The sequence below is a fragment of the uncultured Leptotrichia sp. genome, from assembly GCF_938036635.1.
Classification (GTDB): domain Bacteria; phylum Fusobacteriota; class Fusobacteriia; order Fusobacteriales; family Leptotrichiaceae; genus Leptotrichia; species Leptotrichia hongkongensis.
In genome coordinates this window covers 1-3,717 of record NZ_CALHQO010000556.1, presented here as the reverse complement: position 1 = coordinate 3,717, position 3,717 = coordinate 1, and the positions used below count along the sequence as shown (strand labels likewise).

Annotated in this window: 5 protein-coding genes; all 5 read right to left on the bottom strand. The window is 27.3% G+C overall.

The genetic code is table 11. The annotated features are described in order from the left end of the window. Positions 1 to 43: 43 nt before the first annotated feature. Positions 44 to 1,156, bottom strand: a complete 1,113-nt coding sequence (nadR, locus tag Q0370_RS11205) for a multifunctional transcriptional regulator/nicotinamide-nucleotide adenylyltransferase/ribosylnicotinamide kinase NadR (RefSeq protein ID WP_299575746.1) — start codon at positions 1,154 to 1,156, stop codon at positions 44 to 46. A 14-nt stretch (positions 1,157 to 1,170) separates the two neighbouring features. Further along, positions 1,171 to 1,302, bottom strand: coding sequence for a hypothetical protein (locus Q0370_RS11200; protein ID WP_299575744.1), 132 nt, complete (start codon positions 1,300 to 1,302; stop codon positions 1,171 to 1,173). 161 nt (positions 1,303 to 1,463) lie between these two features. Then, a complete protein-coding gene (locus tag Q0370_RS11195) occupies positions 1,464 to 2,621 on the bottom strand; it encodes a CynX/NimT family MFS transporter (RefSeq protein ID WP_299575741.1) in 1,158 nt (385 codons plus the stop codon). A 156-nt stretch (positions 2,622 to 2,777) separates the two neighbouring features. After that, positions 2,778 to 3,194 carry a transcription antitermination factor NusB gene (gene nusB / locus Q0370_RS11190; protein WP_299575738.1) on the bottom strand — a complete coding sequence of 139 codons (417 nt, stop codon included), beginning with the start codon at positions 3,192 to 3,194 and terminating at the stop codon, positions 2,778 to 2,780. Next, positions 3,194 to 3,717, bottom strand: a 524-nt coding sequence (amaP, locus tag Q0370_RS11185) for an alkaline shock response membrane anchor protein AmaP (RefSeq protein WP_299575736.1), incomplete at its 5' end; no start/stop codon positions are given. The genes amaP and nusB, both read right to left, overlap by 1 nt.

Here is a 3,717-nt window from a genome sequence, read left to right as displayed (position 1 = left end):
ATTTACTAAGTATTAAAACAAATTTTAGTAATAGGTTATTTTTTTATATAAAAGTATCTGCTATTTCCTGAAGCTGTGAATTATCAGCACCATCTAAATATGCCTTTATAATATGTTTACAAGCCAAGTATCTTTTTTCGTAGCTATTTGATTTTACTGTAATATATTGAATATTGTATTCTTTATATAATTTCTTTAATAAATTTTGGAATTTTTCACGTCTGTCATTGTCGCCAATTGAACGAAGGCCATCATTTACCCAAGTAACATTATTTTCAAGTAAAATAGTCAAGTCAAATCTGTAATTTTGTACAAATTCACGAACTATTGGATTGTCCCGTTTTTCATAAGTTAGGCAAAAGGCCAGTGTTGCAATGTAATCTGTATCAATCAATGCAAATTTATTAGCATTTCTTGCAGCATATAAGACATTTGACTGATGCCCGAAAACGATTTTTTCGTAGTCAGAATATTGTAATGATTCTTCATCTCCACCCAATTTTTCAAAAACATATTCACGTCCATATTCCCAAGCAGAAGTTGTATTAAAAACATTTGCAAGTTTGTCTATCATTACACTTTTTCCACTGCTTTCCCCTCCACAAATTGTAATAATGGGAATTAAATGCTCCCTTACTTCACGTGGTAAAAATTCCCAGTATTTACTTGGATTTTCACGAATTTGCTTTGAGTTTACGTTGTATTCAATATAATTTTTGTCAATTGATTTAGTTTCAGATCCAAAATGCTTTAAATTGTACTCTTTGTCTTCATCACGATTGCTAATGAATATCACATCATTTTTCCAGTCTATTTCGTTTTCATTTTCCATTTTTTCTCTTTTTTCAATTTCATTTTTTAAGGTTATAGCCCATTCTTCCCAGTTATCACCTTGCTGAGAAAAGTTATTTTCATCCAATAAAAATGATGAAATATTTGGCTGATTTTTAAATGTCTGTTTTACAAAACGTAATCTGTCCTTTGGCGTTATTTCCTTTACAAAACGGGAGTTGGAAGTAAGAAGATCATCTGCATCATCAGAATATGAGATAATAACATATAATCTGTCTACAATTCCACTGGCCCTTTGAATAAAGTTTACATGTCCGATGTGAAGCGGGAAAAATTTCCCAATAATTATTCCTATTTTTTTCATTAATTTTTTCCTCCCTAATTTGATAGTTTAATTTTTTCATTAAGACTCGCATATTCTTCCAAAGCATCTTTCGTATCTAGCTCAATCTGTTTATAGACTGTTTTCTCCTTTTCACTACACCCCATTGATAGCCAAAGCCAAAACATCTATTATCATTATTTTTTTTATCATTTCTTCACTTCCATTTATTTCAGTTTTCAAATTTAAACAAAATTATTTAATTTCTAGTATACATTACTTTTTTCTAGTTTTCAATTATATTTATCGTATTAATTAATTATCAATCTTCCCTAAAATGAATTCACTTTTATTTTTTGTGAGTAAATTTACTCATTCCAATCATTAACAAAATTATGCTTCCAACTGCCATTTGAACAAATAAATTGTTGAAATTTTTTGTACTATCTACAATATATCCAAAGAACACTGGTATAATCCCACCAATTATATATCCAAAAGCTTGGACAACACTGGTTACTACACTCGCTTCGTTTGCAGTTTTTGCATATTTTAGTGGTAAAATCATCGCAATTGGGAAAGATCCTCCCAATCCAATCGACATTAACATTATGAAAACAATTGTTGATAAAATATTTACAGGTATTACAAGTGGAATGATACACCCAATCACTAAACAAAGTGAACTTATAATCGTCCATTTTCTAATACTTCCAATCTTATGCATAACTAAAGGTATTGCAAATCCAAAAAACATTTGAGCTGCAACAAATACAGTTAATAGCATAATTACCTGACTTTTATCAATATTTTTATTCTCTAAAAATGGAACTAGCCAAGTCGATATTCCATAAAAAATGCCTGATTGAACAGAAAAGAAAATTATCATTTTCCAAATATTAAAATCATTTAAAACAATTTTTTCCTGATTTTGCTCTTCGATAATTGAATGTTCTTCTTTTGGAGAAAATATTTGCCAAATCGCAGCAGCAATTATCGTCAAAATTCCCCAAATTCCCAATCCTAATTTCCAATTCACCGAAATTGTTATAGCTTTTGTAAAACTCGAAACGATTAAAGAACCAACTCCCATCGCAAATGAATAAACTCCAACTAAAATGCTCGAATACTCTGAAAATTCCTCTTTTATAAATCCTGACAACAACGGTCCAATTATTGCAATTGCAAATCCTATACAAAATGTTGTAATTAGCAAAAATACATATCCTGTCACAAATAATCTTCCAATCGTACTAATTCCCAACAATATTAATAACCATAAAATACTTTTTTGTCTACCAAATTTTGCTTGTACTTTGCTTACTAAAAAAGCAAATATTCCCATACAAACTACAGGAATTCCCACCAAAAGACTCACTTGAAAATTTGATAATCTCAATGATTCCTGAATTATAGTCTGAATTGGTGGAACACTTGATATTCCAAGCCTTAAATTAAATGCTACTAAAAAAATTAATATCACATAATTAAAATTAAATTTTTTCATTTTTCTCCTCTCAATTTTTTATTTTTTCATTTTATTCTGTTATTCAACAAAAAAACTCATATTATCATAAAAAAAGGTTGCAAAAAATAGAAAAACAATTTTTACAACCTCGTTTTACAAAATTATTTATTCAAATCGTAACATACTTTTATTTTATTAAACAGATTCAAGTGCTTTTTGATCTCTTACTAATTTTGCTAAAATTCCATTTAAAAAATCTTTTGTATCGTTGTAGGAATACTTTTTGGAAATTTCTAAAACTTCGTTAATTGCAATTTCATATCCAATTTTTTTTATAGTGATTTCATAAAAAGATATTTTTAGCAAGACCTTTTCAATCGTTCCAAGACGTTCATAAGTCCAACCTTCTAACACATCTTTTATCCTTCCAATTAAAATATCTTCATTTGCAATTATGTCAGTAACATAACTTCTTAAAAAATCAATTTCCTCATCTTTTTTTAAGTTTTCTTCAGTAATTACATCATTTATTCTCTTTTCGATATCATTGTTAATTAGTTCATATTCAAAAAGAAGTTTAAATATCTCTTCTCTAATTTTTCTTCGTGTCATTAATTTTCCTTTCCAGATGGAGAAGTTTTATTTTCTGTATTAGTTTGATTTTCTAATTTTGAGATAATGTTATTGTTATTTTTTTTTATATTTTCTTTTTGATTAGTTGGAGAGTCAATAATTTTTTTTTCAACAATTGTTTCTCCTAAAACTTTTTTCAATTTTACTTTACTTTTTTTCACAGTAATTCCAGTTGAATGAAAAACATATTCAGATAATTTATTTTGAATTTCTGCAAGTTTTTCGTTTAAGTTATCGACATTATAAGTATCTACAGTAGCTTCAATAACAACAGATTTTCCTTTTGGATATGATTTTACTTTTGAATTTTTAATGATTTCCTGTCCATTTAAGAAATCTTTTGATGTTTCATTTATTGTTTTTATGGAAACTTCTATTTCTCCATTTTTATTTTTAACTTTTCTATTTTGAGAATATTTTGTAAGTTTATTAATATAAGAAAGTAAAAATACTACTAAATAAATTATTGATAACAGTCCAACTAATATTTTAAAATTTAAAC

Excerpts from the sequence above, each read along its gene's own strand:
- nadR (WP_299575746.1), bottom strand. The coding sequence starts at position 1,156 with ATGAAAAAAATAGGAATAATTATTGGGAAATTTTTCCCGCTTCACATC.
- Q0370_RS11195 (WP_299575741.1), bottom strand. The coding sequence starts at position 2,621 with ATGAAAAAATTTAATTTTAATTATGTGATATTAATTTTTTTAGTAGCA.
- nusB (WP_299575738.1), bottom strand. The coding sequence starts at position 3,194 with ATGACACGAAGAAAAATTAGAGAAGAGATATTTAAACTTCTTTTTGAA.
- Q0370_RS11200 (WP_299575744.1), bottom strand. The coding sequence starts at position 1,302 with ATGTTTTGGCTTTGGCTATCAATGGGGTGTAGTGAAAAGGAGAAAACA.